Origin of the sequence: Pseudoxanthomonas sp. CF385, assembly GCF_900104255.1 — a bacterium.
Lineage (GTDB): Bacteria > Pseudomonadota > Gammaproteobacteria > Xanthomonadales > Xanthomonadaceae > Pseudoxanthomonas_A.
Window position 1 is genome coordinate 327,468 of record NZ_FNKZ01000002.1, and the last position, 23,591, is coordinate 351,058.

A 23,591-nucleotide genomic window follows, 5' to 3' on the forward strand; every position below is an offset into this window, starting at 1 on the left:
TTCCTTCCCGCACCTGCTCGCCGCGGCGCACGGACCTGTCCGCGTCCCGCCGTTCCGGCAAGACCGGTATCGATAGCCCCAATCCCGCCTGACCAGGCTCTTTCTTCCGAACCTCCCTGCACTGGTGCAGGGGGCGATTTGCCCCCATCTGAGCAGATCGCTACGCTTCCTTGTTCGCTTTCCGGATCCCCCACCCGATGGCCATGGACTTCATCCGCATCCGCGGTGCGCGGACGCACAACCTCAAGAACATCGATCTCGACCTTCCGCGCGACAAGCTGATCGTGATCACCGGCCTGTCCGGCTCGGGTAAGTCGTCGCTCGCGTTCGACACCATCTACGCCGAAGGCCAGCGCCGCTACGTGGAGTCGCTGTCCGCGTACGCGCGGCAGTTCCTGTCGGTGATGGAGAAGCCGGATGTCGACCACATCGAGGGCCTGTCGCCGGCGATCTCGATCGAGCAGAAATCGACCAGCCACAACCCCCGCTCCACCGTCGGCACGATCACCGAGATCTACGACTACCTGCGCCTGCTGTATGCGCGCGTCGGCCTGCCGCGCTGCCCGGACCACGGCTATCCGCTGGAGGCGCAGACCGTCAGCCAGATGGTGGATCAGGTGCTGGCGCTCGACGGCGAGCAGCGCTACATGCTGCTGGCCCCGGTGATCCGCGAGCGCAAGGGCGAGCATGCCCAGGTCTTCGACCAACTGCGTGCGCAGGGCTTCGTCCGCGTGCGCGTCGATGGCGAGCTCTACGAGATCGACGCCGTACCGGCGCTGGCATTGCGGCAGAAACACACGATCGAAGCGGTGATCGACCGTTTCCGCCCGCGCGAAGACCTCAAGCAGCGCCTCGCCGAGAGCTTCGAGACCGCCCTGAAACTGGGCGACGGCATGGCCCAGGTGATGTCGCTGGACCAGCCCGAATCCGCGCCGCTGCTGTTCTCGTCGAAGTATTCCTGCCCGGTCTGCGACTACTCGCTGCCGGAGCTGGAACCGCGCCTGTTCTCGTTCAACTCGCCGGTCGGCGCCTGCCCCACGTGCGACGGCCTCGGCGTGGCCCAGTTCTTCGACCCCGCTCGCGTGGTCGTGCACCCCGAACTGTCGCTGGCGGCTGGTGCCGTGCGCGGCTGGGACCGCCGCAACGCCTACTACTTCCAGCTGATCGCCTCGCTGGCCAAGCACTACCGCTTCGACGTGGACGCACCCTGGCAGTCGCTGCCGGAAGGCGTGCAGAAGGCGGTGCTGTACGGCAGCGGGGAAGAAGTCATCACCTTCACGTACCTCACCGAATCGGGCGGGCGCACGCAGCGCAAGCACCGTTTCGAGGGCATCGTGCCGAACCTCGAGCGCCGCTACCGCGAGACGGAGTCGCCGGCCGTGCGCGAGGAACTGGCCAAGTACATCAGCGACCGGCCCTGTCCCGATTGCCAGGGCGCGCGCCTCAACAAGTCCGCGCGCAACGTGTTCGTCGCCGACCGTCCGCTGCCGTCGCTGGTGGTGCTGCCGGTGGACGAAGCGCTGGCGTTCTTCCGAGGGTTGGACCTGCCCGGCTGGCGCGGCGAGATCGCCGCGAAGATCGTCAAGGAGATCGCCGAGCGGCTCGGCTTCCTGGTCGATGTCGGCCTGGATTACCTCACCCTCGAGCGCAAGGCCGATACGCTGTCGGGTGGCGAAGCGCAGCGCATCCGCCTGGCCTCGCAGATCGGCGCCGGCCTGGTCGGCGTGATGTACGTGCTCGACGAACCCAGCATCGGCCTGCACCAGCGCGACAACGAGCGCCTGCTCGGCACGCTGACGCGCCTGCGCGACCTCGGCAACACGGTGATCGTCGTCGAGCACGACGAGGACGCCATCCGCATGGCCGACTATGTGCTCGACATCGGCCCCGGTGCCGGCGTGCATGGCGGCGAAATCGTCGGCCAGGGCACGCTGGACGACCTGCTGAAGGCGCCACGTTCGCTGACCGGCCAGTACCTCTCGGGCAAGCGCCAGATCGAGGTGCCGAAAGCGCGCCACAAGGCGAACCCGAAGATGACGCTGCACCTGCGCGGCGCCACCGGCAACAACCTGAAGGATGTCGACCTCGACGTGCCGTCGGGTTTGTTCACCTGCATCACCGGCGTGTCCGGCTCGGGCAAGTCGACGCTGATCAACGACACCCTGTACGCGCTGGCCGCCAACGAGATCAACGGCGCGTCGCACAAGCCGGCGCCGTACCGCGAGGTCACCGGGCTGGACCTGTTCGACAAGGTCGTCGACATCGACCAGTCGCCGATCGGGCGCACGCCACGCTCCAATCCGGCGACCTACACGGGCCTGTTCACGCCGTTGCGCGAACTGTACGCGCAGGTGCCGGAAGCGCGCGCGCGCGGCTACTCGCCGGGCCGCTTCAGCTTCAACGTGCGCGGCGGCCGCTGCGAGGCCTGCCAGGGCGACGGCTTGATCAAGGTGGAGATGCACTTCCTGCCGGACGTATACGTGCCCTGCGACGTCTGCCACGGCAAGCGCTACAACCGCGAGACGCTGGAGATCCTCTACAAGGGCTACAACATCAACGACGTGCTGGAAATGACCGTCGAGGACGCGCTGACCCTGTTCGAGCCCGTGCCGTCGATCGCGCGCAAACTGGAAACACTGGTGGACGTCGGCCTGAGCTACGTCAAGCTGGGCCAGAGCGCGACGACGCTGTCCGGCGGCGAGGCGCAGCGCGTGAAGCTGTCGAAGGAACTCTCCCGCCGCGACACGGGACGCACGCTGTACATCCTGGACGAACCGACCACCGGCCTGCACTTCCACGACATCGAGCACCTGCTCGCCGTGCTGCACAAGCTGCGCGACGACGGCAACACCATCGTGGTGATCGAACACAACCTGGACGTCATCAAGACGGCGGACTGGGTGGTCGACCTCGGGCCGGAAGGCGGGCACCGGGGTGGGCGCATCCTGGCCACCGGTACGCCCGAGGACATCGCGGCGCATCCGGAATCGCATACCGGGCGTTTCCTCGCCAAGCTGTTGCCCGCAGCCAAGTCGCCGAAGCCCACGAAGCCGGCGGCCGTCGCCAAGCCCGACGTGCTGCCGCCGCGCAAGTCCGCCACCAAGACCACGAAGAAGAAGGCCGCACGATGAGCGACTCCCACGACGCCGGCCGCAGGCTGCTGGCGAAGATCCCGATCAGCGTGCGCTGGCGCGACATGGACAGCATGGGCCACGTGAACAACGCCAAGTACATCTCGTACCTGGAAGAAGCGCGCGTGCGCTGGATGCTGACGGTGCCGGACGTGTCGATGACCGACCGCATCGCGCCGGTCGTGGCCGCGAACAACATCAACTACAAGCGGCCGCTGACCTGGCCGAACGACGTGGTAGTGGAACTCTACGTCGACCGCCTGGGGACCAGCAGCGTCACCATCGGTCACCGGATCGTGTCGGCCAAAGACGACAGCGTGCTGTACTCGGACGGCAACGTGGTGGTCGTGTGGATGGACACGCAGACCGGCCACAGCGCGCCGTTGCCCGCGGCGATCCGTGCGGTATCGGAGTAACCACAAGAGCGTTGTGGGAGCGACGTAAGTCGCAAGCTTTTCCCGAGGCTGAAAGAAGAGCTCGCGACTTACGTCGCTCCCACACCATAGTCCGCGGACATCAGGGTGCGCTCTTGCGCACCTCGAACACGACGGGCAACGAGCGGCCATCGGCCAGCTTCAGCGTGATCACCGGCTTCTCCCCCGCGGCCAGCGGCTGGTAGGGGCCATGCAGCATCAGGTGCAGGCCGCCCGGCTTGAGCTCGGCGGCCTTGCCGGGCGCGATCGGCAGCGCGACCACTTCGCGCATGCGGCTGACACCGTTCTCCTCGCGGGTTTCGTGCAGCGAGACGTCGTCGAAGGCGAGGCTCTCCGCACCGACGATGCTGATCGGCGCCTTGCATGGATTCTCGATACGGACGAAGCCGGCCATCATCGGCATCGTGACCGGCGGCAGGCGTATCCAGGCCACCTTGGCGACAGGCAGGCAACCGGCCGCGTGAGCGGTACCCAGGCACGACATCAACAGGGCCGACAGGCCGATCATTTCGAAGCGACGGTTCATGCGCCTATGATACCGGCCTGACTTCAGGGAGCGGATGAATGACAGGCCTCATCGAAACCACCGACCACGGCGACATCCGCGAGATCCGGCTGGCGCGTGCGCCGGTCAACGCCCTCAACACGGACCTGTGCCGCGCCCTGATCGATGCGCTGGGCGGGGCGCTCGACGACGGCGTGCGCGGCATCGTGCTGGCCGGCAACCCGAAGATCTTTTCGGCCGGCATGGACGTGCCTTACCTGATGTCGCTGGGCGACGACCGCAAGGCGTTGCTCGATGCGTGGCAAGCCTTCTTCGGTGCCGCGCGCACGTTGGCGGAGTCGCGCGTCCCGGTGGTCGCCGCGATCACCGGGCATGCGCCGGCGGGCGGTTGCGTGCTGGCGCTGTGCTGCGACTACCGCGTGATGGCGCGCAGCCCGGACCCGGCGCGCCCGTTCGCGCTGGGCCTCAACGAAACCCAGGTGGGCCTGGTCGTACCGGAAGGCATCCAGCGCCTGATGCGCCGCGTGGTGGGCCCTTATCGCGCCGAACGCCTGCTGGTGGCCGGCGAGATGGTGCCGGCCGAGCGTGCGCTGGAGATCGGCCTGGTCGATGAACTGATCGACCAGGAGAACGTCACCGCGCGTGCCATCGCCTGGCTGCAGCAGTTGCTGACCCTGCCGCACCACCCGATGCTGCAGACGCGCGCCCTCGCCCGCCGCGACCTCGTGGAGGCACTCGACCCGGCGCTGATCCAGCTGGAGCGTTTCGTCGATGCCTGGCATGCGCCCGATACGCAGACCGCCCTGCGCGCGCTGATCGACAAGCTCAAGAAGTAACCGCCCCTCAGAGCAGCCACACCTCGACCCGCTCGTTGCGGTCGCGCTGTCCGCCACCCGCCAATGGGCGCACGTCGCCCAGGCCGACGGAGCGCGTCACGGGAATGCCGTTGCGGGTCAGGTAACCGGCCACCATGTCCGCGCGCTCGTTGCTGAGCATGGTCGGCAACAGCCGGTTGCCCGGGTCGTGGTCCGCGAACGCGACGACCACCAGCGAACGCCCTTGGTTCTCGGGCAGGCGCATGAAGGCCACGAGGCGCTCCATGTCCAATGCGCTGCGGCTCTCGAACAGGGTACTGAGCGAGGCCATGTTGAAACGCATGCCGACCGGCAGCCGGGTGGCGCCTGCGACGGCTTCCCGGTAGGCCTGCACACCCGGCAGCCGCCCCGGCTGGATCGCTGTGCGCAGCATCACTGACTGCAGGCCCACGGCCTCGACGGCGCGCTGTCCATCGCGACCCACCGCGTACAGCGCCAGACTGCGACCCAGCGCCGACATCAACGGCGCGCCATACAGGCGATACCGGCGCACCAGCGGGTAATCCTCGCTGGCCACGTTCAGGCGCGTGGGCAGCACCGCGGCACCGCCGTCGGACACGGCCAGCGTGCGGGTGCCGGGAGGGATGCGGGTCGTCAGTTCGACGATGGCCAACGCATGGCGGTCTTCCGCAGCCGCACGGGCGGCCTGGCGCAGGCGCGCGTGCTCGAAGGCGCCACTCGTGGCGCCACCCTGCATCACGCGCTGCTGGAGGAACTCGCGGCTGCCCCCCGCTTCCGGTCCGGCATGTACGTGGATGAGTGCATCCTCACCGCCGAGCTGCGACCACGAACGGATGCGTCCGGCGGCGATATCGCGCAACTGCGCGACGCTGATCTTGCGCACCGGGTTGCGGTCGTTGACCACGATGGCCAGGCCGTCCAGGGCGACGGTGAATTCCTGCTCCGGCGACCCCAGGTCGCCCAGCTGCCAGCCCGCATCGCGCTCGCTGGCGGTGGGTGCGCGCGCCATCATCGCGAGCTCCGCATTCCCATCCACCAAGGCCTGGAAGCCGTTGGCCGATCCGCGGCGATCGATCTCCACGACCAAGGACTCGCCATCGCGAACCGCCGTGATTTCCATGCGGTCGGGGCGCGGCGTGCGCCGCTCGATCCCCGTATAGCCGATGGAGCGAAGCCATGCGTCGACGATGCGCGGCATCACCTCGGCACCGATGGTGTTGGATCCATGGATCCGGAGACGCTCGGCCTCCGTATCCTGCGCGGCTACAGGCACGCTGGCACAGCACAGCATCGCGGCCAAGACGGCCGCGTTGAGCAGACGATGAAGCATGGACGATCCCCCTGACGAAACCGCGGGAGCGTGCCGTGCGTCGATGACAGGGCCATGACGGCCCCGCGAAGGTTCAGTCGCCGCGGGCGACCGGGCGCGCAGGATTGCTGATCCAGCCGCTCCACGAACCGGGATAGAGGCGCGCGCCGTGCAAACCGGCATGTTCGAAGGCGAGCAACAGATGGCAGGCCGTCACTCCGGATCCGCACATGAGCACGGCGTCCGCCGGAGCGCGATGGCCGAGCAGCAGCGACAATTCGGCGCGCAGTTCGTCGGCCGGCTTGAAGCGGCCGTCGCGCAGGTTCTGCGAGAACGGACGGTTGAGCGCGCCGGGCACGTGGCCCGCGACAGGATCGATAGGTTCGATCTCGCCCCGGAAGCGCTCGGCTGCGCGCGCATCGATGAGCCAACCACCGGTGTCCAGACGCGCCACGATGTCTTCCGCATCGACAAGCTGGCTTGCGTCGAATCGCGAGGGGTACGCGCCGCCTGACGCGGGCGCCGGAGCCTCGGCAGTCTCCCTTCCACCTGCAGCGCGCCAGGCCGCCACACCGCCATCGAGCACGGCAACGCGGGCGTGACCCAACAGCTTGAGCAGCCACCACAGGCGCGCGGCCGCCATGCTGCCGTCGCCGGCGTCGTAGACCACGACCTGATGCGAGGGCCCGATGCCCCATTCGCCGAGCTTGCGCGCAAACGCGTCGCTGTCAGGCAGCGGATGGCGGCCAGCGCCGACCTTCGAAAGATCCGACAGGTCCTGATTGAGGTCCGCATAGACGGCACCCGGCAAGTGCGATTCGGCGTAGGCCTGGCGACCCGCATCGGGCGCCGCATTGAGCATCACGAAACGCGCATCCACCAGCCGCAGATCCGGATCATCGAGGGCGGCGGACAACGTCGGTGCATCGACCAAGGTCGTCCAGTTCATGCAAGCTGCTCCAGGCGTTGCCGCAGATTGGACAGGATGGCGGCCGTTGCGCCCCAGATCCGCTGCCCCGGCCAGGCGTACTCGAGCACCGCACGACGGCGGCCGCGATAGTCGACTTCGACGCGGCGCAGGTTGTCCGGTGCCAGCAGGTACTCCAGCGGCACCTCGAACACATCGGCGACCTCGCCGGGTTCCGGCATGGGCACGAACGCGGGATCGATCACCGCGACCACCGGCACGACGCGGAAACCGCTGATGGTAGTGAACGGGTCGAGGAAGCCGAGCGGCACGGCCTGCGAGGCCTGCAGGGCGATCTCCTCGCGGCTCTCGCGCAGTGCGGCCGCCACGACATCCGCGTCGGTGGGCTCGATGCGCCCGCCGGGGAAACTGACCTGGCCGGCATGATGACGCAGACCGTCCGTCCGCCGCGTCAGCAGCACCTGCGTGCCGCTCTCGCGCGGGACGAGGCCGGCGAGCACCGCGGCCTCGGCCAGCGGGCCCGGCGGCAGCAGGTCGATGAGTTCTTCGTGGTTCCAGCCGGGCGTACGCGGCGCCGCACCCAGGGGGTGCAGGGCGCGCTGCAGGACGGCCGCCTCGCGCAGCTGCTCGACGAACGGCATGCGTACGCGTTCGCGCGCGGGCAGTACGGACTCCATCAGGCGCAGGCGTTCGTCATCGTTCATCTGCGACCAGCGTGCGATCTCCGAGGTGGTGCGCAGGCAGCCCCGGCAGAGGCCGTCGTCGTCCAGCGTACAGACGCCGGTGCAGGGGCTGAGCACGGCGCGGAAAGCGGTATTCATGTCATCGGACACCTGCGGAGGGTAGCGCGAAAACGCGCCCTGCCGCGCAAAGCACTGCGCCGGCACGAGGCCGGCGCAGGGATGGAACGATCAGGCGGGAATTACTTGGCGCTGACCAGCTTGATCTCGAACACCACCGCCACGTTCGGCGGGAAGCCCGTGCGCGGGTCGGCGCCATAGGCCTTGTCCGGCGGCAGCGCGACTTCCCACTTCGAACCGACCGGCATCTGCAGCAGCACTTCGCGCATGGCCGGCATCTCGATGGCGCTGACCTTCACGTCCTTCATCTGCTGCGCCGGACGCGCTTCGGTCGGACGCTGGCCGAACGGGTAGGCACCCGCGACCTGCAGTTCCACCGTGCTGGCCTGGGTGGGCTTCGCGCCGGTGCCGTTCTCGAGCACCTTGTACGCGACGCCGCCCGGCAGCGTCTTGACGCCCGCCTGGCCCTTGAAGCTGGCGATGAACTGGTCGCTCTTGGTCTTGTTCTCGGCCGCGACCTTGTCGTACTCGGCCTTGGCCTGCTGCGCGCGGCCCTGCTCACGCTTCTGGAAGGCTTCCAGGGCGGGCTTCAGCTGCTCGCTGGTCAGCGCTGGCTTCTGCTTGGCGAACGCATCCTGCAGGCCCTTGACCACGGAATTGATATCGAGCTGCTCGCCACGGGCGGTCAACTCGGCCAGATTGTTGCCATAGTCGTAGCCGAAGTAATAGCTCAACTTGCCCTTCTCGGACGAGACGTCCTGGGCCAGGGCGCTGCCGGCCATGGCGAATGCCGCAACAGCGACCACTAACGAACGCAACTTCATCAAAACTCTCTCCGGGATGGGCGGCATACCGCCTGGAATGGACGCGCTAGGATAGCGGCCGGGGCGCTTAACCGCCACTGACAGCAGGCTGCTCTGACCGGCGCTCCGGGACGGAGTTCCCTCTTTACCGAAATTTTACAAAACGCCTGAAAATCCCATGTCTGAAAGCCTTGTCCTCGTTCATGATGCCGATGGCATCCGTCGTCTCACCGTCCATCGTCCGGACAAGCTGAACGCCCTGAATGCCGCCACGCTGGACGCGCTGCAGGTCGCCTTCACGGCCGCAGCCGAAGACGCCTCCGTGCGCGTGGTCGTCCTGACCGGCGCGGGTCCGAAAGCTTTCGTGGCCGGGGCGGACATTGCCGAAATGGCGGGCCTGCGGGCCACCGACGGCCGCGATTTTTCGCTGCGCGGTCAGCGGCTGATGCGCACCATCGAGACCCTGCCCAAGCCGGTCGTCGCGATGGTCAACGGGTTCGCCCTCGGCGGCGGGCTGGAACTCGCGATGGCCTGCCACCTGCGCATCGCCGCCGACACCGCCAAGGTCGGGCAGCCGGAGATCAACCTGGGCCTGATTCCCGGCTTCGGCGGCAGCCAGCGCCTGCTGCGGCTGGCCGGGCGTGCCGCCACGCTGGAACTGTGCCTGCTGGGTGCTCCGATCACGGCGGAGCGGGCGCTGCAGTTGGGTATCGTCAACCGCGTGGTGCCGGCGGCCGAACTCGAAGAAGAAGCCATGAAGGTGGCGGCGCAGCTCGCGGCCTCGGCACCGCTCGCCCTGCGCGCGACGCTCGATGTCGTCAACATCGGTGGCGAGTGCGGCATCGAGGAAGGGCTGCAGTACGAAACCGCGCAGTTCGGCCTGATGTTCTCGACCGACGACATGCGCGAGGGCACCCGTGCCTTCACCGAACGCCGCAAGCCGGCCTTCACCGGCCGCTGAGTCGTGTCAGCGCCCTGCCCCGGCTGCGAACAGGCGCGACGCCTGTCTGCCCTGCTGGCGGACGATGACGTGGACGCCGCGCTGGACGCGGGACTGATGGCCTGGACGCCCTGTCCGGACCACGCTGCCGCACAGGCCGGCCCGATCGTGGATGCGCAGTCCCGCCTGCGCACGGCGTGGGCGGCGCGCGAGCGCTATCGCCAGCGCACGATGCGACTGGCGCGGCGTGCAGCCGAACGCGAAGCGCGACGCATCGCGGCGCAGCCCCGCGGGCCGTCAGCGCCCGTCAGGCCCGCCTTGCCGGCCGCCGCCGCCGCCATCCTGGAACGCGCGCGCGCCAAGGCCGCGGAGCGCACGAAACCATGAGTGCGCCGCGGCGGAGCCCGACCCTCAAGCGCGATGAAGTGGTGGAACTGTTCTCGCGGCTGCGCGAACTCAATCCGCGCCCGACGACGGAACTGGAGTACACCACGCCGTTCGAGCTGCTGGTCGCAGTGACGCTCTCCGCGCAGGCGACCGACGTGGGCGTGAACAAGGCGACACGACGACTCTTTCCCGTCGCCAACACGCCGACGGCGATCCTGGCCCTCGGCGAGGACGGATTGAAGAAGTACATCGCCACCATCGGCCTGTTCAACGCGAAGGCGAAGAACGTCATCGCCACCTGCCGCATCCTGGTCGATCAGTACGGCGGCGAAGTGCCGCGCTCGCGCGAAGCGCTGGAGAGCCTGCCCGGCGTGGGCCGCAAGACGGCGAACGTGGTGCTCAACACGGCCTTCGGCGAGCCGACCATCGCGGTGGACACGCATATCTTCCGCGTCGCCAACCGCACCGGCCTGGCCCCGGGCAAGGACGTGCGTGCGGTGGAGGACAAGCTGCTGAAGGTGGTGCCGGCGGATTTCATGCAGGATGCGCACCATTGGTTGATCCTGCATGGGCGCTATGTGTGCAAGGCACGTAAGCCGGACTGCCCGCAGTGCGTGATCCGCGATCTCTGCCGCTTCAAGGACAAGACGGCGGCCTGACACGGCCGCCGTCCGTCGCGGACCCTACTTTTCGTCCCGCTCAAGGAAAGGCTTTCGCGGCAGCCGTTCTTCGCGCATCGCCGCGTGGTAGGCGAACGAGGCGATGATCGCCGCCGCCTGCTTCAGGTCTTCCGGCACCACGTGGTCGTACGTGTCCAGGTGGGTGTGGTGGACATGGGTGAAGTAGTCGGCCGGATCCTGCACGAACTGGAAGCCCGGCAAGCCGACGCGGTCGAACGAGATGTGGTCCGTGCTGCCGGTGTTGCGGGTGGTCACGATGGTCGCGCCGATGTCGGCGAACGGCTCCAGCCAGGCCTTGAAGATCGGCACCGCGGCGTGGTTTTCCTGCGCATAGATGCCGCGGATGCGCCCGGTGCCGTTGTCGAAGTTGAAGTACGTCGAGAAACGGTCGTAACCGCGCTGGCGCTGCAGCGGGCCCGTGCCGCGCTGGTACGCGCGGGGCAGCGCCTTCTGTTCCGGGTCTGTCGGCGCCGGATAGTCGGCCAGGTAGCGGGCCACGTAACCCGCAGAACCATGCAGCCCCTGTTCCTCGCCGCCCCACAGGGCGAGCCGGATCGTACGACGCGGCTTCACGCCGATCGCCTTGAGGATGCGCATGGCCTCCATCATCACCACCACGCCGGCGCCGTTGTCGCTGGCGCCGGTGCCGGTGTGCCACGAGTCCAGGTGCGCGCCGATCATCACCACCTCGCCCGCTTTGCCGCCCGTGCCCGGGATCTCGGCGAAGGTGTTGCTGGCCGGCAGGTCCTGTTCGCTGGTGAAACGGGAGTCGACGTCGATGCGCAGGCGCACCGGCTGCTTGCCCTGCACCGCGCGCACCAGTGGGTTGTAGTGCTCGGTGGGCAGCACCAGCTCGGTGACGCCGACCGGTTCGTCCGCCTTGCGTGCGCCGCCGCCGGTGGCGCGGATGATGCCGTTGTCCCAGGAGCTCAACGACAGCGTCGCCAGCACACCCTCTTCCGCCAGGAAGGTATTCAGTGCCTTGGTCAACGCCTGGCGCTTGCGGTATTCCTCCAGCCGCTTTTCCTGCGCATCCGGCTCGGCGTCCGCGGCGACGGGAAACGTCTGGAGTTCGCCCAGCTCGGTCTCGTCGTAGCGGCGGAAGTCGGCTTTTTCGGCCGGCTTGTACGCCCGCGCGTCGTCCAGCAGGACGATCTTGCCGCGCAGCTTGCCGCGCTGCTTGTCGATGTCCGTCAGGGTCTTGAACGACGCCAGCACCACCTCGCCTTCCACCGGGCCATCGGTGCCGCGCGTCCAGGCCTTCGGCAGCGCATGGACGGGCACCTGGCGAGGCGACAGCATCTCGATCCGCGCGGAACTGAACTCCCAGCCACGGCCGAACGCGGGATCGAACACTTCATCGTGCACGCCGACGAGGCCCCAGCCGGAGAGCTTGCCGCGCGCCCATGCGCTGGCGCGGGTGTAGTTGGGCGACGCGGTCAGGCGCGGCCCCACGGTTTCGGTCAATTCCTTCAGGTTGGCCGCGGCCTGCGAGCGGTTGAACGCCTCGTGCCGGATCTTCGCGACCACATCCAGGTCCACAGGCTCTGCCGCCTGCACGCCGCCCGCCATCACGCACATCGCCATGCTGGCGACGACCATCAGCCGCTTCATCCAACCCCCTGATTGATAAGGATCCCCATCCCTGTGGTCCTGGGCGTACACCCGGGACCGCCCCGCAGTGTCCCCGCTGGGCCGGATCGGGACCCCTGCCAATGGTCATGGTCGGGGGCCGGAAACACGAAGGCCCGGGATGCGATCCCGGGTCTTCGTGCAGCAGGAGCGGCGCAGGCGCGCCGCGCGGCTTACCAGGCGAACTGCGTGCGCAGCGCGTACTGGGCGGTCTCGTCGCCGGTGACTTCGTTGTCGCCCTGCGTGAAGTTGAACATGAAGCGCAGGTTCGGGTTGACGTAGTAGTTCACGCCGAGGATCCAGCTGGTGACTTCGCGGTTCAGCGTTTCGTTCTCGACATAGTCGTAGCGGCCGGTCAGTTCCCACAGGCCCTTGTCGGCGACCTTCGGCGAACCGAACACGCCGGTGGCGCCCTTGTACGGCTTGTGGCCGCCATTGAGCATGAAGCTGCCCTGCGCGTAGTACGTTTTCACGTCCTGGTCGCGGCCCAGCGGCTGGCCGTAGGTGGCATCGGCGTACTCGGCCTGGAAGAAGGCCGGACCGAACGAACCGGCGGCTTCCACGGCCATCACGTCCACGGTGTTGCGGCTGGCGCCGGTGGTGGTGGCGATGACCTGCGACGGACCGCGACGGCCGGCGTAGTTGGACGTGGCGACCAGGTCGGCCGAGCCCAGGTTGTTGTCTTCGAAGCTGTACCAGGCACCGAAGTGCAGCGTGCTGTTGTCGGTGTTGATCGGCGCGAACGTCACGCGGCCGGCAGCGCCGACGCCCTCGTTACGCGTGCCGGCGGCACCACGCAGGTTGAACACGCTCAGGCCGGCGGTGTAGTTCTCGCCGGCGCGCAGGTAGCCCACGCCCTGCTGGAACTGGCGGCCGTTGAACAGGCCGGTCGCGGAGGCGAAGGGACGCTCCATGGTCAGCAGCTCGTTGGAGCTGGTCAGCTCTTCCATCGCGCGATACGGCTTGAAGTGACCGATGGTGAACTTGCCGCCCAGCGCCGACTTGGCGATGTACACGTCGCGGAAGCCGTCCAGGCCGCCGCCGGCGCCGAAGTCGTTCTCCATCTTGTATTCCCAGCCGTAGGCCTTGCCCTGCAGGGTCAGGCGCGCGCGGCGGAACTCGGTGGTGCCGGTGGTGCTGGCCAGGTCGCGGTCGAACGCGTAGGTGTCGAACTGGATACGGCCACCGACGCTGGCTTCGAACTTGCCGTCGGCCGAGGTGATCTTCAGGCCGCCCTTGGTGTCGACCTTCGGCGAACCGGTGTTGAGCTTGTCCAGCTGCGAAGCGGTGTCGATGTTGACGTCGGACTGCGCGTCGCTGCGCTCTTCCAGCTCGGCCACCTTGGCCGACAGCGCTTCCAGCTGCGCCTTCAGTTCGGCGATCGTCTGATCGCGGGAATCGGCGGCGGACGCCGAGAAGCTGGTGCTGCCCATGGCGACGGCGAGCGCGGCGGCCAGGAGGGAATAACGCATGGTGACTCTCCGAGTGGAAGTAGAAGTAAGAGCGCAGGCTTCGTGGGCACCTGCCTCATTCCGAGATCACCTTCGGAATTCATTAAGCGCCCGTCAAAGATGCGCTAAAGGATGGGAGTGAAATCTTGCAGTCACATGTGCGTTTCGTGACCGGAATATGACAAGCGCGCATCACCGCCTGCCTCCCGCGGGCCTCCGTGGTGTGCGGCGCTATAGATAGGTATGCGCGCGCCGCCGAATCGCCCTCGTCGCTCGCATGCCGGATGGATGCCGCTCCCGGGCGGGCGCCCGCGCGGCACGCGCCGCATCGCCCGTCACGGGACTGTCTTAATCGCGACACCGGGCTGTCACACAAACGTCGTGGAATGGCCACCCAACGGGCACGCCCGTGCCTTTCACCCTGCCTTCTCCCAGGAGACTTCCGTGTTGAACTCGATCAAATCCCGCGTGGCGCTGCTGGCGCTGGCGTCCGCCTTCTCCGCGCAGGCGTTCGCGGCCGACGTGACCGGCGCCGGTGCGTCGTTCGTGTATCCGGTGATGACCAAGTGGTCGGCCGACTACGCCAAGGCCACCAACAACCGCGTGAACTACCAGTCGATCGGTTCGGGCGGCGGTATCGCGCAGATCAAGGCCGGCACGGTGGACTTCGGCTCGTCCGACGCCCCGCTGAAGCCGGAAGAGCTGGCCAAGTACGGCCTGGCCCAGTTCCCGTCGGTGATCGGCGGCGTGGTGCCGGTGCTGAACGTGGCCGGCCTGAAGCCGGGCCAGCTGAAGCTGGACGGCCCGACCCTGGCCAACATCTTCCTGGGCACCATCAAGACCTGGAACGACCCGGCCATCGCCGCCCTGAACCCGGGCGTGGCGCTGCCGGCGCAGCGCATCACCGTCGTCCGCCGCTCGGACGGTTCGGGCACCACCTTCAACTTCGCCAACTACCTGTCCAAGGTCAGCCCGGAGTGGAAGAGCAAGGTCGGTGAAGGCACCACCGTGCAGTGGCCGACCGGCGTGGGCGGCAAGGGCAACGAAGGCGTCGCCGCCTACGTGAAGCAGATCAAGGGCGGCATCGGCTATGTCGAGCTGTCGTACGCGCTGCAGAACAAGATGGCCTACGCCAGCCTGAAGAACGCCTCGGGCAACTTCGTGCAGCCGAGCGACGAGTCTTTCGCCGCCGCGGCCGCCAGCGCCGAGTGGGGCAAGTCCAAGGACTTCTACCTGGTCATGACCAACGCTCCGGGCGCGAACTCCTGGCCGATCACCGCTACCAACTTCATCCTGATGTACAAGGCGCCGAAGAAGGGCAACAAGGACGCCCGCGACTTCTTCCGCTGGGTCTACGCCAATGGCGACGCCCAGGCCAAGTCGCTCGACTACGTGCCGCTGCCGCCGGCGCTGGTGCAGCAGATCGAGACGTACTGGAAGGCCAACCTGAAGTACTGATCGCAGAACCGCCGGCACGGTCTCTCCCCCATGCCGGCACCGGGGTCGCGCTCCCTCCCGCGCGATCCCATCCCTGGCGGGCCTTCGGGCCCGCTTTCTTTTTCGGCTCCGGACCGGCCGCTGTCGCATGACAGTGCGAGACCGGGGTGTCATCACGATGTAACAAAAACATCATTTCATAGCGTGGATCACAAACGACCCGTCTGGAGCGACCATGCACGTCCGTAACGCCCGCCTGGCCACGCTGGCCCTGGCCACCACCCTCTTCGTTGCAGCCTGCGGCGGCAAGACCGACGCCCCGGCCGCCACCGCAGGGACCGAAGGCGCTTCCGCGCCCGCCGAGGGCGCGCAGAAGATCTCGGCCGAGATCACCGGCGCCGGCGCGTCCTTCATCTATCCGCTGATGGCCCGCTGGTCCACGGACTACAACAAGGCCACGGGCGCCAAGATCAATTACCAGTCGATCGGTTCCGGCGGCGGCATCGCGCAGATCAAGGCCGCGACCGTCGACTTCGGTTCCTCCGACAAGCCGCTGTCGCCGGAAGAACTGGCGCAGGCCGGCCTGGGCCAGTTCCCGTCGGTGATCGGCGGCGTGGTCCCCGTCATCAACGTGGAAGGCCTGCAGCCGGGCCAGCTGAAGCTCAACGGCACCGTGCTGGCGGACATCTTCCTGCACAAGATCACCACCTGGAACGACCCGGCCATCGCCGCGCTGAACCCGGGCGTCACCCTGCCCACCGGCAAGATCAACACCGTCCACCGCTCGGACGGCTCGGGCACCACCTTCAACTTCGTCAACTACCTGTCCAAGGTCAGCCCGGAGTGGAAGGACAAGGTCGGCGAAGGCACCAGCGTCAACTGGCCGGGCGGCGTCGGCGGCAAGGGCAACGAAGGCGTGGCCGCCTACGTGCGCCAGCTGAAGGGCTCGATCGGCTATGTGGAACTGGCCTACGCCGAGCAGAACAAGATGTCGTACGCCTCGCTGCAGAACGCGGCCGGCCAGTTCGTGCTGCCCACCGCCGAGAGTTTCGCCGCCGCCGCGGCCAGCGCCGACTGGGCCAACGCGAAGGACTTCAACCTGGTCATCACCAACGCCCCGGGCGAACAGGCGTGGCCGATCACCGCCACCAACTTCATCCTGGTCTACAAGCAGCCCAAGGACGCGGCGAAGGCCAAGCACACGCTCGAATTCTTCAAGTGGGCCTACCAGCAGGGCCAGGCCCAGGCGAACGAACTGGACTACGTGCCGCTGCCGCCGGAACTGGTGGGCCAGATCGAGCAGTACTGGAGCACCGAGATCAAGCTCTGAGTGATCCCCACCGGGCCGCCTGTGACGGGCGGCCCGGTGTCATCACGCGGTAACGACGTACCCGTGCACTAGCCAGACCGCCACACCCGCCCTCCCCCACCCTTCGGGTTGCATGAACGCCACTGCCCTCCCCGCCTCCCTGACGGACGTGCGCACTGCGAAAGACGCGCGCGCCGACACGCTGTTCCGGCTGACGCTCACCGCCGCCGGCCTGTTCGTCCTGTTCTCCCTGATCGCTGCCGCCGTGTCGATGCTGTGGGGCGGTCGGGAAGCCCTGCAGACGTTCGGCCTGGGCTTCTTCACCAGCACCGAGTGGAACGTCGGCACGCGCGAGTTCGGCGCCCTGGTGCCGATCTTCGGCACGCTGGTCAGCGCCGGCATCGCCATGCTGATCGCGGTGCCGGTGAGCTTCGGCATCGCGGTGTTCCTGACCGAAGTCGCGCCGGCCTGGATGCGCGGCCCGGTCGGCATGGCCATCGAGCTGCTGGCCGGCATCCCTTCGATCATCTACGGCATGTGGGGCCTGTTCGTGCTGGCGCCGCAGCTGAGCGAACACGTCTATCCGTGGATCAACGACAACCTCGGCCAGTTGCCGCTGGTCGGCGTGCTGCTGTCCGGCCCGCCGCTGGGCATCGGCATGATGACCGCCGGCCTGGTGCTGGCGATCATGGTGATCCCCTTCATCTCGTCGGTGATGCGCGAGGTCTTCCTGACCGTGCCGGGCCGCCTGAAGGAATCGGCGTACGCGCTGGGCTCCACCAAGTGGGAAGTGGTCTGGGACATCGTCCTGCCGTACACCCGCTCGGCGGTGATCGGCGGCGTGTTCCTCGGCCTGGGCCGCGCGCTCGGCGAAACGATGGCGGTGACCTTCGTCATCGGCAACGCCTACGCCATCAGCCTGGCGCTGCTGGAACCCGGCACCTCGATCGCCGCGACCATCGCCAACGAGTTCGCCGAAGCCACCGACCCGCTGCACAAGGGCTCGCTGCTGCTGCTCGGCTTCACCCTGTTCGTGCTGACCTTCATCGTGCTGGCGATCGCCCGCCTGATGCTGCGCCAGCTCGCCAAGCGGGAGGGCAACTGATGTCCGCTTCGCTCTACACCTGGCGCAAGGTCAAGAATGTCGCCGCGCTGACCCTGTCCATCGCCGCGGCGCTTTTCGGCCTGATGTGGCTGGTCTGGATCCTCTGGACGACGATCACCAAGGGCATGGGCAGCCTGAACCTGGATCTGTTCACCCAGATGACGCCGCCGCCGAACGAACCGGGCGGCCTGGCCAACGCGCTGTTCGGCAGCGTGGTGATCAGCCTGCTGGCGATCCTGCTCGGCACGCCGATCGGCATCGCCGCCGGCACCTACCTGGCGGAATACGCCAACAAGCACTGGTTGGGCGAGACCGTCCGCTTCGTCAACGACATCCTGCTGTCGGCGCCGTCCATCGTGCTGGGCCTCTTCATCTACACCGTGATGGTGGCGCAGATGGGCCACTACTCGGCGTGGGCCGGTGCGGTGGCGCTGGCGTTCATCGCCTTGCCGGTGATCGTGCGCACCACCGACGAGATGCTGCGGCTGGTGCCGCAGCAGATGCGCGAGGCCGCGCTGTCGCTGGGCGTGCCGCAGTGGAAGGTGACCACCCAGGTGCTGATGCGCTCGGCGCTGCCGGGCATCGTCACCGGCATCCTGCTGGCGCTGGCGCGCATCAGCGGCGAAACCGCGCCGCTGCTCTTCACCGCCTTCAACAACCAGTTCTGGAGCACGGATCTCAACCAGTCCATGGCCAACCTGCCCATGGTGATCTTCCAGTACGCGATGAGCCCCTACGACTCGTGGAATTCGCTGGCTTGGGCCGGCGCCTTCCTCGTGACCGGCATGGTGCTGATCCTCAGCCTGATTGCGCGAACCATCCTTCTTCGAAACAAGGTGACCCATGAATGACGCCGCCCGCATTGCCGTGGTGACGCCGCAACGCCACGACGAACACGCCGCCCCCGCCAGCGTGAAGCTGGCGGCCAAGGGGCTGGACTTCTACTACGGCGATTTCCACGCATTGAAGAACATCAACCTGGAGATTCCGGAAAAGCGCGTCACCGCGCTGATCGGTCCCTCCGGCTGCGGCAAGTCCACGCTGCTGCGCGTCTTCAACCGCATCTACTCGCTGTACCCGAAGCTGCACGCCAAGGGCGAGGTGCTGTTGGATGGCGACAACATCCTGGACACCAAGTACCCGATGAACCGCCTGCGCAGCAAGGTGGGCATGGTGTTCCAGAAGCCGGTCCCGTTCCCGATGACGATCTTCGAGAACGTGGCCTATGGCATCCGCCACCACGAGCGCCTGAACAAGGCCGACATGGACGTGCGCGTCGAGCAGGCGCTGCGCCAGGCGGCCCTGTGGGACGAAGCCAAGGACAAGCTGAAGCAGAGCGCCCTGGGCCTGTCGGGCGGACAGCAGCAGCGCCTGTGCATCGCGCGTGCCGTCGCGCTGCGCCCGGACGTGATCCTGCTGGACGAACCGACCTCCGCACTGGACCCCATCTCGACCAGCAAGATCGAGCAGCTGATCGAAGAACTGAAGCACCAGTACACCATCGCCATCGTGACGCACAACATGCAGCAGGCGGCGCGCGTGTCGGACTACACGGCCTTCATGTACCTGGGCGAGTTGGTCGAGCACGACGCCACGTCGACGATCTTCTCCAACCCCGGCAAGCAGCAGACCGAAGACTACATCACCGGACGTTTCGGCTGAGGACGCCCATGAACACCCAACCCAACGACCATATCGTGAAGAGCTACGACGAAGAACAGCGCCGCATCGTGGCGGAGATCGTCCGCATGGGCGAAACCGCCGTCGCCCAGCTGGAGGCCGCGCTCGACGTGGTCGAACGCCGCGACGACAAGGCGGCCCAGCGCATCATCGCCAACGACGAAGCCATCGACGCCATCGAGCACCAGGTGGCCCATGACGTCATGCACCTGGCCCTGCGCGGCCCGATGGCCCGCGACCTGCGCGAGATCCTCGCAGGCCTGCGCATCCCGGCGGACATCGAACGCATCGGCGACTACGCGGCCAACGTCGCCAAGCGCTCGATCGCCCTGAACGTCTCGCCGCCGATGCCGCAGATCACCGGCCTGCGCGCGCTCGGCAAGCTGGCGGCCCGCCAGGTGCGCGACGTGCTGCTCGCCTACCAGAACGGCGACGCCGAACAGGCCGTCCAGGTGCGCGAACGCGACGCCGAGCTGGACGCGCACTACACCGCGCTGTTCCGCGAGCTGCTGACCTACATGATGGAAGATCCGCGCAACATCACGCCGTGCACGCACCTGTTGTTCATGGCGAAGAACCTGGAACGCATCGGCGACCACGCGACGAACATCGCCGAGAACGTCTGGTTCCTGGTGCACGGCGAACAGCCGCTGCCGCCGCGGGCCAAGCGCGACGACACCAGCACCACCGGCGCCGTCTGAGTTACGCGCCGCACTGCAGCACGCGACAGGCCCCGCCCCGGCGGGGCTTGTCCGTTCCGGGCCCCGCACAAACAGAGCGCTAACGTCGCGCGGCTACAATCGCGCCACGCTGATGCGGATCCCCCGCACGCCTGGGAGAGAACACGATGTCCAAGACCACCAAACCCGCCGCCGTCGCTGTCGCGCTGGCCGGCGGCATCCTGCTGGCCGGCTCGAGCTTCGCGATGGAACCGCTGGCGCAGGGCTACCTGCTGGCCGCGCCCGAAGCCGCGAAGGCCGGCGAAGGCAAATGCGGCGAGGGCAAGTGCGGCATGGCCAAGGCCGACACCGACAAGGACGGCAAGGTCTCGCAGGCCGAGTTCGCCGCCGCCCATCCGGACAAGGCGGCCGACTTCGCCGGCATCGACACCAACAAGGACGGCTTCATCGACGCGGCCGAGCACAAGGCCCACGCCGGCGCGAAGGGTGCCGAGGGCAAGTGCGGTGAAGGCAAGTGCGGCGAGGGCAAGTGCGGCGGCGACAAGAAGACCGGCGACAAGTAAGCCCATGGCCTCGGGCCCCGGCTGAGCCGGGGCCTGCGGCATCCACCGGATGACCACACCTCTCCCCACCGCATCGGCCGGCCTTGGCCTGCGCCGCGCGCTGCTCGACGACCTGTTGACGCCGCCTGCGGGCGCGTTCGATTTCCTCGAATGCGCGCCCGACAACTGGATCGGCGTGGGTGGTCGCTATGGCGACGCGTTGCGCGCGCTCTCGGCGCGGCATCCGATCACCTGTCACGGCCTGTCGCTGTCGCTGGGCGGCATGGCACCGCTGGACGACACCTTCCTCGCGCGCACGCGCCGGTTCCTCGACCAGCACGACGTCGCGTTGTACAGCGAGCACCTGAGCTACTGCGCGGACGACGGGCACCTGTACGACCTGATGCCGATCCCGTTCACCGAGGAAGCGGTCCACCACGTCGCCGCACGCATCCGCCAGGCGCAGGACGCGCTGGGCCGGCGCATCGCGGTGGAGAACGTCTCCTACTACGCCGCGCCCTACCAGGCGATGGCGGAAGCCGATTTCATCGGCGCGGTCCTCGACGAAGCCGACTGCGACCTGCTGCTCGACGTCAACAACATCTTCGTCAACGCCATCAACCACGGCTACGACGCGCGTGCGTTCCTGGCCCGCATGCCGTCGGCGCGGATCGCCTCGTACCACATCGCCGGCCACTACGACGAAGCCGACGACCTGAAAGTGGATACCCATGGCGCGCCAGTGAAGGACGACGTGTGGTCGCTGCTGTCGCTGGCTTACGCCACCCACGGCGTGCGGCCCACCCTGCTCGAGCGCGACTTCAACTTCCCGCCGTTGGCCGAACTGGCCGCGGAAGTGCAGCGCATCCGCGACCTGCAAGCGCCGCATGCCGGCGCGACCGCGCGCGCCACCCATGGCTGAGCGCCTGCACGACCAGCAGTTCGCGCTATCGCGGCACCTGCGGGACCCGTCGGCGCATCCGCCGCCGCCCGGCATCGAGGAACGGCGGCTGGCGATCTACCGCGACCTGTTCTTCAACAACATCGAGGGCCTGTTGGCCGGCAATTTCCCGGTGATCCGCCAGACCCTGGGCGACGACGCGTGGCGCCGGCTCGTACGCCAGTTCTACGCGAACCATCGCAGCCACACGCCGCTGTTTCCCGAGATCGCGCGCGAGTTCATCCGCTTCCTCGAAGGCCGCGCGCCCGACCCCGATACGCCGTGGCTGCGCGAGCTCGCGCACTACGAATGGGTGGAACTGGCCCTGCAGATCGCCGATGACGCCGTGCCGGCGCACGACCCGGACGGCGACCTGCTCGCAGGCGTTCCCGTGGTGTCGCCGTTCGCCTGGGCATTGGCGTATCAATGGCCCGTGCACCGCATCGGCCCGGACTACCGCCCCGCGTCGCCGCCGGATGCTCCGACCTGCCTGCTGGTGCGGCGTGGCGCCGACCACCAGGTCCGCTTCTCCGCCCTGTCGCCGCTCGTCTACCGGCTGATCGAACTGCTTGGCGAGCGACGTCGTAGCGGTGCGGAAGCGCTCCGCCAGTTGGCCGACGAAGCCGGCGTCGACGACGTCCCTGCCTTCATCGAGCAAGGCGCGGCCATGCTGGCGCGCATGCGGCAGGAAGGCACGCTGTCGGGCACCGATCCCGCCGCGGCACCGTAGGAGCATTGGCTCGCGGTTGGGTTTCCAGCACAGGAAGCCGTGCCGACCTCTGCTACCCTTTCGCGCATGGAAAACGCCGCCGAAACCGCCCGCACCACGCCCATGGCCCGCCGCTTCCGCGGCTATCTGCCCGTGGTGGTCGACGTGGAGACCGGTGGCTTCGACTGGAACCGCCACGCCCTGCTCGAACTGGCCGCCGTGCCCCTCGACCTGGACGAGAACGGACTGCTGGTACCCGGCACCACCTCCAGCGTGCACCTGCATCCGGCGCCGGGTCTGGAGATCGATCCCAAGTCGCTGGAAGTCACCGGCATCGACCTGGACCATCCGTTCCGTTTCGCCAAGCACGAGAAGGATGCGCTGGACCACGTGTTCGCGCCGGTGCGCGCGGCGGTGAAGAAGCACGGCTGCCAGCGTGCGATCCTGGTGGGCCACAACGCGCACTTCGACCTGAACTTCCTCAATGCCGCGGTGGCCCGCGTGGGCCACAAGCGCAACCCGTTCCATCCCTTCAGCGTGTTCGACACGGTGACCCTGGCAGGCGTCGCCTACGGCCAGACCGTGCTGGCCCGCGCCGTGGCTGCCGCGGGCTTCGACTGGAATGCGGAAGACGCCCACTCCGCCGTCTACGACGCGGAGCAGACCGCGCGCCTGTTCTGCACGATCGCCAACGCGTGGCCGCGGCCGGTGTAACGACCTTCCGTCCGCCACGCTGAGCGGCACGCTGCGAGGAGCCGATATGCTGGAACGCATCCTGGGCATCGCCCACCACGCCACCTGGCTCTTCTTCGTCGGCTACTGGATCTGGAGCGCACGCGGCATCAAGGCGCCGGTGCGCACGCAGTCGCCGTGGCTCCGTCTGATCGCGTACTGGTTGCCGTTGGCGCTGGCCGTCGTGCTGCTCGGGCCGGGCGGGTGGTTCGGCGACAGCGTGCTGCAGGAACGCTTCGTACCCAAGCACGTCGCGGTGAAAGCGATCGGGCTGGCGTTGACGGTGGCCGGCATCGCATTCGCCTGCCGGGCACGCCACCTGCTGGGGCGCAACTGGAGCAGCGAGGTGCAGATCAAGCAGGACCACCAGCTGATCCAGGCGGGCCCTTACCGGTGGGTGCGCCACCCGATCTACACCGGCTTGTTGCTGGCTTTCTTCGGCACCGCCCTGAAAGTCGGTGACTGGCGCGGACTGCTGGCGGTCGCGATCGTCGCAGCGTCGTTCTGGTTCAAGCTGCGGCAGGAGGAACGCTGGTTGCTCGAGCGCTTCGGCGCGCCGTATGCCGACTACATGCGCCGCACGCGCGCCCTGCTACCGGGCGTGCTCTGACGGGCGCGTAC

General features: G+C 67.8%; 24 protein-coding genes. 17 read left to right on the forward strand and 7 right to left on the reverse strand.

Going from position 1 to position 23,591, the window contains the following annotated elements:
- Window positions 1-197: 197 nt before the first annotated feature.
- Window positions 198-3,131, forward strand: a complete 2,934-nt coding sequence (uvrA, locus tag BLT45_RS11740) for an excinuclease ABC subunit UvrA (RefSeq protein ID WP_093299978.1) — start codon at window positions 198-200, stop codon at window positions 3,129-3,131.
- Window positions 3,128-3,547 (forward strand): acyl-CoA thioesterase, encoded by a 420-nt coding sequence (locus BLT45_RS11745; RefSeq protein WP_093299980.1) that lies wholly within the window; start codon window positions 3,128-3,130, stop codon window positions 3,545-3,547. The genes uvrA and BLT45_RS11745 overlap by 4 nt, the downstream gene beginning before the upstream one ends.
- 100 nt (window positions 3,548-3,647) lie before the next feature.
- On the opposite strand, the gene BLT45_RS11750 is transcribed toward BLT45_RS11745, so the two are convergent.
- A complete protein-coding gene (locus BLT45_RS11750; protein WP_093299982.1) occupies window positions 3,648-4,091 on the reverse strand; it encodes a copper chaperone PCu(A)C in 444 nt (147 codons plus the stop codon).
- A 38-nt stretch (window positions 4,092-4,129) separates the two neighbouring features.
- On the opposite strand from BLT45_RS11750, the gene BLT45_RS11755 reads away from it, so the two are divergent.
- Window positions 4,130-4,906, forward strand: coding sequence for an enoyl-CoA hydratase/isomerase family protein (locus BLT45_RS11755; protein WP_093299984.1), 777 nt, complete (start codon window positions 4,130-4,132; stop codon window positions 4,904-4,906).
- A gap of 7 nt (window positions 4,907-4,913) precedes the next feature.
- Here BLT45_RS11755 and BLT45_RS11760 read toward each other — a convergent pair whose 3' ends face one another.
- From BLT45_RS11760 to BLT45_RS11775, 4 genes are all read right to left on the reverse strand, one after another.
- Window positions 4,914-6,236, reverse strand: coding sequence for a substrate-binding domain-containing protein (locus BLT45_RS11760; protein WP_175455834.1), 1,323 nt, complete (start codon window positions 6,234-6,236; stop codon window positions 4,914-4,916).
- Window positions 6,237-6,309: 73 nt separating this feature from the next.
- Window positions 6,310-7,164, reverse strand: a complete 855-nt coding sequence (locus tag BLT45_RS11765) for a sulfurtransferase (protein ID WP_093299990.1) — start codon at window positions 7,162-7,164, stop codon at window positions 6,310-6,312.
- Entirely contained in the window at window positions 7,161-7,964 is an 804-nt protein-coding gene (locus tag BLT45_RS11770) for a CoA pyrophosphatase (protein WP_093301983.1), read from the reverse strand. Before BLT45_RS11770 ends, BLT45_RS11765 begins: the two co-directional genes overlap by 4 nt.
- A 101-nt stretch (window positions 7,965-8,065) precedes the next feature.
- Window positions 8,066-8,767 carry an FKBP-type peptidyl-prolyl cis-trans isomerase N-terminal domain-containing protein gene (locus BLT45_RS11775; RefSeq protein WP_093299992.1) on the reverse strand — a complete coding sequence of 234 codons (702 nt, stop codon included), beginning with the start codon at window positions 8,765-8,767 and terminating at the stop codon, window positions 8,066-8,068.
- Between the two features lie 157 nt (window positions 8,768-8,924).
- Here BLT45_RS11775 and BLT45_RS11780 point away from each other — a divergent pair, with 157 nt between their 5' ends.
- Genes BLT45_RS11780 through nth form a run of 3 tightly spaced genes read left to right on the forward strand, consistent with a single transcriptional unit; the run spans window position 8,925 to window position 10,732 of the window.
- A complete protein-coding gene (locus BLT45_RS11780; RefSeq protein ID WP_093299995.1) occupies window positions 8,925-9,707 on the forward strand; it encodes an enoyl-CoA hydratase/isomerase family protein in 783 nt (260 codons plus the stop codon).
- A gap of 3 nt (window positions 9,708-9,710) precedes the next feature.
- Complete coding sequence (locus tag BLT45_RS11785) at window positions 9,711-10,073, forward strand: hypothetical protein (protein WP_093299998.1); 363 nt, start codon at window positions 9,711-9,713, stop codon at window positions 10,071-10,073.
- Window positions 10,070-10,732 carry an endonuclease III gene (gene nth, locus BLT45_RS11790; RefSeq protein ID WP_093300001.1) on the forward strand — a complete coding sequence of 221 codons (663 nt, stop codon included), beginning with the start codon at window positions 10,070-10,072 and terminating at the stop codon, window positions 10,730-10,732. The genes BLT45_RS11785 and nth overlap by 4 nt, the downstream gene beginning before the upstream one ends.
- Window positions 10,733-10,756: 24 nt before the next feature.
- On the opposite strand, the gene BLT45_RS11795 is transcribed toward nth, so the two are convergent.
- Together BLT45_RS11795 and BLT45_RS11800 are read right to left on the reverse strand one after the other, a co-directional pair.
- Window positions 10,757-12,367 (reverse strand): M28 family metallopeptidase, encoded by a 1,611-nt coding sequence (locus BLT45_RS11795; protein WP_093300004.1) that lies wholly within the window; start codon window positions 12,365-12,367, stop codon window positions 10,757-10,759.
- 191 nt (window positions 12,368-12,558) lie between these two features.
- Window positions 12,559-13,857: an OprO/OprP family phosphate-selective porin gene (locus BLT45_RS11800; protein ID WP_093300006.1), complete on the reverse strand. Its 1,299-nt coding sequence runs from the start codon at window positions 13,855-13,857 to the stop codon at window positions 12,559-12,561.
- Between the two features lie 423 nt (window positions 13,858-14,280).
- Here BLT45_RS11800 and pstS (BLT45_RS11805) point away from each other — a divergent pair, with 423 nt between their 5' ends.
- The 11 genes from pstS (BLT45_RS11805) to BLT45_RS11855 all read left to right on the forward strand — a co-directional run bounded on the left by pstS (BLT45_RS11805) (window position 14,281) and on the right by BLT45_RS11855 (window position 23,580).
- Window positions 14,281-15,294, forward strand: coding sequence for a phosphate ABC transporter substrate-binding protein PstS (pstS, locus tag BLT45_RS11805; RefSeq protein WP_175455835.1), 1,014 nt, complete (start codon window positions 14,281-14,283; stop codon window positions 15,292-15,294).
- 214 nt (window positions 15,295-15,508) lie between these two features.
- The gene (gene pstS, locus BLT45_RS11810) at window positions 15,509-16,603 is read left to right on the forward strand and encodes a phosphate ABC transporter substrate-binding protein PstS (RefSeq protein ID WP_093300012.1); all 1,095 of its coding nucleotides are present in this window, start codon (window positions 15,509-15,511) and stop codon (window positions 16,601-16,603) included.
- Window positions 16,604-16,715: 112 nt separating this feature from the next.
- The gene (gene pstC / locus BLT45_RS11815) at window positions 16,716-17,687 is read left to right on the forward strand and encodes a phosphate ABC transporter permease subunit PstC (protein WP_093300015.1); all 972 of its coding nucleotides are present in this window, start codon (window positions 16,716-16,718) and stop codon (window positions 17,685-17,687) included.
- Window positions 17,687-18,538, forward strand: a complete 852-nt coding sequence (pstA, locus tag BLT45_RS11820) for a phosphate ABC transporter permease PstA (RefSeq protein WP_093300017.1) — start codon at window positions 17,687-17,689, stop codon at window positions 18,536-18,538. Before pstC ends, pstA begins: the two co-directional genes overlap by 1 nt.
- Window positions 18,531-19,349 (forward strand): phosphate ABC transporter ATP-binding protein PstB, encoded by an 819-nt coding sequence (gene pstB / locus BLT45_RS11825; protein ID WP_093300020.1) that lies wholly within the window; start codon window positions 18,531-18,533, stop codon window positions 19,347-19,349. The genes pstA and pstB overlap by 8 nt, the downstream gene beginning before the upstream one ends.
- 8 nt (window positions 19,350-19,357) lie before the next feature.
- On the forward strand, window positions 19,358-20,068 hold the full coding sequence (phoU, locus tag BLT45_RS11830) for a phosphate signaling complex protein PhoU (protein ID WP_093300023.1): 711 nt from the start codon (window positions 19,358-19,360) through the stop codon (window positions 20,066-20,068).
- A gap of 146 nt (window positions 20,069-20,214) precedes the next feature.
- The gene (locus tag BLT45_RS11835; protein ID WP_093300027.1) at window positions 20,215-20,610 is read left to right on the forward strand and encodes an HvfA family oxazolone/thioamide-modified RiPP metallophore; all 396 of its coding nucleotides are present in this window, start codon (window positions 20,215-20,217) and stop codon (window positions 20,608-20,610) included.
- A 49-nt stretch (window positions 20,611-20,659) separates the two neighbouring features.
- A complete protein-coding gene (locus BLT45_RS11840) occupies window positions 20,660-21,511 on the forward strand; it encodes an HvfB family MNIO-type RiPP peptide maturase (RefSeq protein WP_093300030.1) in 852 nt (283 codons plus the stop codon).
- Entirely contained in the window at window positions 21,504-22,259 is a 756-nt protein-coding gene (locus BLT45_RS11845) for an HvfC family RiPP maturation protein (RefSeq protein WP_093301986.1), read from the forward strand. The genes BLT45_RS11840 and BLT45_RS11845 overlap by 8 nt, the downstream gene beginning before the upstream one ends.
- A gap of 66 nt (window positions 22,260-22,325) precedes the next feature.
- A complete protein-coding gene (rnt, locus tag BLT45_RS11850; RefSeq protein WP_093300032.1) occupies window positions 22,326-22,952 on the forward strand; it encodes a ribonuclease T in 627 nt (208 codons plus the stop codon).
- Between the two features lie 46 nt (window positions 22,953-22,998).
- Window positions 22,999-23,580: a methyltransferase family protein gene (locus BLT45_RS11855; protein ID WP_093300035.1), complete on the forward strand. Its 582-nt coding sequence runs from the start codon at window positions 22,999-23,001 to the stop codon at window positions 23,578-23,580.
- The last annotated feature ends 11 nt before the right edge of the window (window positions 23,581-23,591 follow it).

Bases quoted from the DNA above. Each gene is read 5' to 3' on its own strand.
- uvrA (WP_093299978.1), top strand. From the start codon at position 198: ATGGCCATGGACTTCATCCGCATCCGCGGTGCGCGGACGCACAACCTC.
- BLT45_RS11745 (WP_093299980.1), top strand. From the start codon at position 3,128: ATGAGCGACTCCCACGACGCCGGCCGCAGGCTGCTGGCGAAGATCCCG.
- BLT45_RS11750 (WP_093299982.1), bottom strand. From the start codon at position 4,091: ATGAACCGTCGCTTCGAAATGATCGGCCTGTCGGCCCTGTTGATGTCG.
- BLT45_RS11755 (WP_093299984.1), top strand. From the start codon at position 4,130: ATGACAGGCCTCATCGAAACCACCGACCACGGCGACATCCGCGAGATC.
- BLT45_RS11760 (WP_175455834.1), bottom strand. From the start codon at position 6,236: ATGCTTCATCGTCTGCTCAACGCGGCCGTCTTGGCCGCGATGCTGTGC.
- BLT45_RS11765 (WP_093299990.1), bottom strand. From the start codon at position 7,164: ATGAACTGGACGACCTTGGTCGATGCACCGACGTTGTCCGCCGCCCTC.
- BLT45_RS11770 (WP_093301983.1), bottom strand. From the start codon at position 7,964: ATGAATACCGCTTTCCGCGCCGTGCTCAGCCCCTGCACCGGCGTCTGT.
- BLT45_RS11775 (WP_093299992.1), bottom strand. From the start codon at position 8,767: ATGAAGTTGCGTTCGTTAGTGGTCGCTGTTGCGGCATTCGCCATGGCC.
- BLT45_RS11780 (WP_093299995.1), top strand. From the start codon at position 8,925: ATGTCTGAAAGCCTTGTCCTCGTTCATGATGCCGATGGCATCCGTCGT.
- nth (WP_093300001.1), top strand. From the start codon at position 10,070: ATGAGTGCGCCGCGGCGGAGCCCGACCCTCAAGCGCGATGAAGTGGTG.
- BLT45_RS11795 (WP_093300004.1), bottom strand. From the start codon at position 12,367: ATGAAGCGGCTGATGGTCGTCGCCAGCATGGCGATGTGCGTGATGGCG.
- BLT45_RS11800 (WP_093300006.1), bottom strand. From the start codon at position 13,857: ATGCGTTATTCCCTCCTGGCCGCCGCGCTCGCCGTCGCCATGGGCAGC.
- pstS (WP_093300012.1), top strand. From the start codon at position 15,509: ATGCACGTCCGTAACGCCCGCCTGGCCACGCTGGCCCTGGCCACCACC.
- pstC (WP_093300015.1), top strand. From the start codon at position 16,716: ATGAACGCCACTGCCCTCCCCGCCTCCCTGACGGACGTGCGCACTGCG.
- pstA (WP_093300017.1), top strand. From the start codon at position 17,687: ATGTCCGCTTCGCTCTACACCTGGCGCAAGGTCAAGAATGTCGCCGCG.
- pstB (WP_093300020.1), top strand. From the start codon at position 18,531: ATGAATGACGCCGCCCGCATTGCCGTGGTGACGCCGCAACGCCACGAC.
- phoU (WP_093300023.1), top strand. From the start codon at position 19,358: ATGAACACCCAACCCAACGACCATATCGTGAAGAGCTACGACGAAGAA.
- BLT45_RS11835 (WP_093300027.1), top strand. From the start codon at position 20,215: ATGTCCAAGACCACCAAACCCGCCGCCGTCGCTGTCGCGCTGGCCGGC.
- BLT45_RS11840 (WP_093300030.1), top strand. From the start codon at position 20,660: ATGACCACACCTCTCCCCACCGCATCGGCCGGCCTTGGCCTGCGCCGC.
- BLT45_RS11845 (WP_093301986.1), top strand. From the start codon at position 21,504: ATGGCTGAGCGCCTGCACGACCAGCAGTTCGCGCTATCGCGGCACCTG.
- rnt (WP_093300032.1), top strand. From the start codon at position 22,326: ATGGAAAACGCCGCCGAAACCGCCCGCACCACGCCCATGGCCCGCCGC.
- BLT45_RS11855 (WP_093300035.1), top strand. From the start codon at position 22,999: ATGCTGGAACGCATCCTGGGCATCGCCCACCACGCCACCTGGCTCTTC.